General features: G+C 70.2%; 3 protein-coding genes and 1 pseudogene. 2 read left to right on the top strand and 2 right to left on the bottom strand.

What is annotated here, in order from left to right; genetic code table 11:
- Nucleotides 1-28: 28 nt before the first annotated feature.
- Complete coding sequence (locus AC2VNT_RS17430) at nucleotides 29-487, bottom strand: SRPBCC family protein (protein WP_486948045.1); 459 nt, start codon at nucleotides 485-487, stop codon at nucleotides 29-31.
- A gap of 135 nt (nucleotides 488-622) precedes the next feature.
- Nucleotides 623-1639 carry an esterase family protein gene (locus tag AC2VNT_RS17425; protein ID WP_486948044.1) on the bottom strand — a complete coding sequence of 339 codons (1017 nt, stop codon included), beginning with the start codon at nucleotides 1637-1639 and terminating at the stop codon, nucleotides 623-625.
- Between the two features lie 463 nt (nucleotides 1640-2102).
- On the opposite strand from AC2VNT_RS17425, the gene AC2VNT_RS17420 reads away from it, so the two are divergent.
- Entirely contained in the window at nucleotides 2103-3194 is a 1092-nt protein-coding gene (locus AC2VNT_RS17420) for a DUF7159 family protein (protein WP_486948043.1), read from the top strand.
- A gap of 123 nt (nucleotides 3195-3317) precedes the next feature.
- A pseudogene (locus AC2VNT_RS17415) lies at nucleotides 3318-3573 on the top strand (hypothetical protein); the annotation flags it as partial.

Below are 3573 nucleotides of genomic sequence, written 5' to 3'. Positions count from 1 at the left end.
GTGCTGAAGGCGTCGGTCACCGCCGCGCTCACGGTGTCTCGACCGCGTCCCTGATCCGTTCCAGCGTCCGGCGCATGTCGCGGACGTTGGCGCGCTGCCGGAGAAACCCGCCGAACGCCCAGTAGTAGATCGTGGTCAGCAGCGAGCTCGGCATCCGGAACGACTCGGTCACCTCGGTTTCGTCGCCGGCCGGGGTCAGTCGATAGCGCCAGCGGTTGACCGGCCGGTCGCCCACCAGCACCGCGAAGCCGAACTCCCGGCCCGGGTCGCACTCGGTGACCTCACAGGTCGTCCAGTACACCGGCCCGATTCCGTTGCGTCGCACGTGACCGCGGAACCGGGCACCGACCGCCGGGCCGGTGGCCCCGCCGAGCCACTCCGCCTCGAAGGTCTCCGGCGAGAACCGGCCGATCCCGCGGACATCGGCGATCAGCTCCCAGATCCGCAGCGCGGGTGCCGCCATCCGGACGGTCGCCGAGCCCTGCATGAGCCCAATCTAATCACGCGGCGCCCGTCCCGGCATGGCCCGCTGTCGAACCGGGGCCGACAGCCGACTGTGCGCACCCCGATCCGGGATGCGCACGGTCGAAAGGAGCTGCGCCGGGGCGCGAGCCAGACGGAGTCAGCCGCCGCTGCTCTGCGAGCTGCTCACCGTCCCGCCGCCCGGGGTGGCACCCAGGTGGCTCTGCAGGTCGGGCAGCATCTGGTGCAGCTGCTCACCCCAGTACTCCCAGCTGTGGGTGCCGTAGGCCGGGAAGTTGAAGACGGCGTTGTGGCCGCCGGCCGCGGTGTAGGCCTCCTCGAACTGCTTGTTCGGCCCGATCATGAAGTTGCTCTCCAGGAAGACCGCCGGGATGTTGTCCCCACCCAGCTGGTTCGCGGTGCCGTTGCCGCAGTAGACCCAGAGCCGGGTGTCGTTGGCGACCAGCCGCCCGACGTTGACCGTCGGGTCGTTGCGCTGCCAGGCCGGATCGCTGTCCGGGCCCCACATGTCGACCGGCTTGTAGCCGCCGGCGTCACCCATCGCCATGCCGATCCAGCCGCCACCGCTGGACGGGTTCAGGTAACCCGAGAGTGCACCGGCGTAGACGAACTGGTCCGGGTGGTAGGCGGCCAGCGTCATCGCCGACGAGCCGGCCATCGAGATGCCGATCGCGGCCGCGCCGCCCGACTTGGTGCCCTGCTGCGCGGCCAGGTACTGGGGCAGCTCGTTGGTCAAGAAGGTCTCCCACTTGTAGGTGGAGCACCCGGAGTTGCCGCAGGCCGGCTTGTACCAGTCGGTGTAGAAGCTGGACTGGCCGCCGACCGGCATGGCCATCGACAGCCCGGAGCCGTAGTACCACTCGAACGCCGGGGTGTTGATGTCCCAGCCGTTGTAGTCGTCCTGGGCGCGCAGACCGTCGAGCATGTAGACCACCGGGGAGCCCGAGCCGCCGCTCTGGAACTGCACCTTGATGTCCTTGCCCATCGCCGCCGACGGGACCTGCAGGTACTCGACCGGCAGACCCGGCCGGGAGAACGCCGATGCGTCCGCCTCGCCGCCGACGAGGCCGACCAGCCCCGGGAGTGTCGCGGCTGCCGCGGCGCCGACGGCGAGTCGGCGAGCCCAGCCACGTGTCGTCGTGGTCGCGTCTGTCATACCGGCCCCTTTGTCATGCGTCTCGATAGTGAGATTTCTGTCATAACGCCAGCGGGGGGGAATCTACCCGAAACCCGCAAACGTGTCGAACACAACACAACGCCGTCGTTGATTCGTGACAACGGCCCGGCCACCTCGGTCGAGCTTGCGCTCGTGCCGCCCGGACCAATTTCGACCGGCCGACGCGTAGCCAGGGTACCGCGATTCGGCGCCGCCCAGACCCGATTTGTCGGTTGCGACCGCATCGATATCGGCTCGGTATCCGGCGGAGATTCCCCGGTGAAGTCCGGTGCCGGCTGTTATTTATCTCGCAAGGGTTAGCTCTTGTCACACATTCCGCGTAGGCTCTTCCCTCGATACACGGACAAGTCTGCCGTGTCCCGGCGGTTCGCGGCTCTGTCGCAGGTGACAGACCCGAGCGCTATCGGGGTCACGAAGTGGCAGCACCGCAGATCAGGACGGATTGGGGTACGAAACGTTGGAGACGGTGCTGGGTCTGTCGATGACACCGACGTCGCTCGGACTGGTCCTGGTTGATGGGGAAGACGCCGACGGTCCGACGCTGGCCCGCGACGAACTGAGTGTCGCGCGCGGAACCGACGCCGGCAACGCGTCCGAGCAGGCCACGGCGGCCGCGTTGCGGCTGCAGAGCATGGTGGAAGCCCAGGGGCAGCGGCTGCGCGGCATCGGGGTGACCTGGAGCGACGACGCCGTCGCCGACGCGGCGCTGTTGGTCGAGTCGCTGACCGAGGCGGGCTTCGACAACGTGGTGCCGGTTCGTTTCCCGCACGCCGCCGAGTCGCTGGCGCACGGCGTCGACCCGGTCGCCGGCTCGGAGCGGACCGCGGTCTGCGTCGTGGAGGCGGGGCTGGCGACCGCGGTCTCGATCGACGACGGCGAGGACGCCGGCCCGGTCGTCGCCCAGCAGGAGATCGACGGCGACGCCGAGCTGGTCGACTGGCTGGCGACGCTGTTCGCGCCCGGCCGCTGGCGGCCGGCGGTGTTGATCCTGGCCGGCGCGGGCACCGGCAACAATGCGCTTGCGGTGCGCGTCGAACGGGAGCTGGCGCTGCCGGTGTTCGTCCGAAGCGGCGCCCAGCTGGGGCTGGCCCGCGGGGCCGCGCAGGCGTTGGGTCCGAGCGCCGACCTGGCGGCGGTGCCGGCGCTGTCGGCCGACGACGACGCCCACCCGGAGCGGGCCTGGACGCTGCCGTACGCCGGTGCGATGGCGATGCTGGTGGTGGGCGTGGTGAGCTTCGTGGTCTCGGCGTCGGCCGCGGTGAGTCTGGAGCTGACCCCGGCGAACGGGCCGCGACCGACAGAGCGGGTGGCCCACGCGCCGACGGCTCCTGCGGCCCCGCCGGTCTCGCACGCGGTCAGACCGGCGGTCGCCGAGGCGCCGCCGAAACCACCGGAACCGCCGTCGGAGGCCACGGACTCGGACGAGCCGGCCGCCGCGGAGGCGGACGAGCCGGTCACGATCGGGTCGATCCGGCAGGATCCGCAGGCCGACGTCGAGGTCGACCAGCCGGTACCTCCGGCCCCGGCGCCGTAGCCGCGGGCAGCGACGACGGTGCGCAATCGGCGGAATCCCGTTCGAAACTCCGGCCCGACCCGTTAGGCTTCGACACGAGCCGGCACGAGATCGGTGCCGAACAGCACAAGCCAGAGGCGGAAAATGGTTCGTGAACTTGTCGCCGCCGCACTCACCGCGAGCGCGGCCGTCTGCGCGGCGCCGGGCGCCGCTGCCGAACCACGGCACTACAAAACAGACGTACCCGGGATCGTCTACGACGCCCGGATGGACGACGCCTGTACGAACTGGGAGCGCTACATCTACGGGCGCGGGCCGGACGGGGAGGCGCTGGCCTGCCACTTCATTCCCAACCAGTGGCCGCCGAAGGACACCGGATTCTGGATGATCTCCTACCCGC

It is taken from the genome of Mycobacterium sp. TH-M15, from assembly GCF_057473705.1.
This window is presented reverse-complemented; position numbering and strand designations above follow the sequence as displayed.